At 59.2% G+C, this 788-nt stretch carries 1 protein-coding gene and 1 pseudogene; both read right to left on the bottom strand.

Annotated features, from left to right (window positions below):
* On the bottom strand, positions 1-530 hold a 530-nt coding region (locus AB4Z53_RS35390; RefSeq protein ID WP_441600092.1), incomplete at its 3' end, for a transposase.
* A 124-nt stretch (positions 531-654) separates the two neighbouring features.
* Positions 655-788, bottom strand: a pseudogene (locus AB4Z53_RS35385) (IS5/IS1182 family transposase); the annotation flags it as partial.

Here is a 788-nt window from a genome sequence, read left to right as displayed (position 1 = left end):
TTCGGCAGACCTTTTCGGCCTCGTCCAGGCGGTGGATCGTCCGGATTTATTCTTGCTCGCCCACCGAGATAAAAATGGTCGATCTCCACCGTGCCATCGAGCATGTGYTCGCGCGCCGCCATGAGACGYAGCGCGTGTCCCATCCGCCAGGCCGTCGGTTGGCTCACCCCCAGAGCCTCGGCCAGGCGCACCGAGGACAAACCTTTATCCGACTGCAGCATCRGCCACATGCCCTTCAGCCAGACACKCAGMGGAAGCTTTGTGGAATGCAGCGGCGTGTGKGTCGTCACCGTAAACTGGAAGCGACAATCGCCGCTGGAGCATTGATAGAGACCCGGRCGCGCACGCCGCTTGCCCATATCGCGCCCGGCGATTGCGATCGAGCGCTTGTAACCACAGGCAGGRCAAACTCTYCCGGCCGGCCACACCATGCTTTCCAGCAATCGCCGACACTGCTCCTCATCGCGAAAGGCCACGACCATATCTTCCGCGGTCCGAATGTTGGTCAGCGCTGCAAGCATCTCCGACATTCTCATCTCCTTCGGATCATACCCGAAGAATCGCACAGCAATCCATAGCCAGCAAGGCTATTGCTGTCTTTGGTTGATAAAGGCCATGTATCGACTGGAAGCCCAGAGCGCCTAGGGTCCGGACTCAATTGCACCAGTATGTGAGCGTGGCAGCGATTAGAGCTGCTGCGAGGAAATTTCTTGCCAGTTTGTCATACCGGGTGGCAATGCGCCGCCAATCCTTGAGCCTGCACCAGAGGCGCTCGACGAGGTTTCGGG

This window comes from Ensifer sp. 2TAB8, assembly GCF_052115125.1.
Taxonomy (GTDB): Bacteria; Pseudomonadota; Alphaproteobacteria; order Rhizobiales; family Rhizobiaceae; genus Ensifer.
The sequence above is the reverse complement of the archived record's forward strand: the minus strand, read 5'-3'. Positions and strand labels throughout refer to the sequence as shown.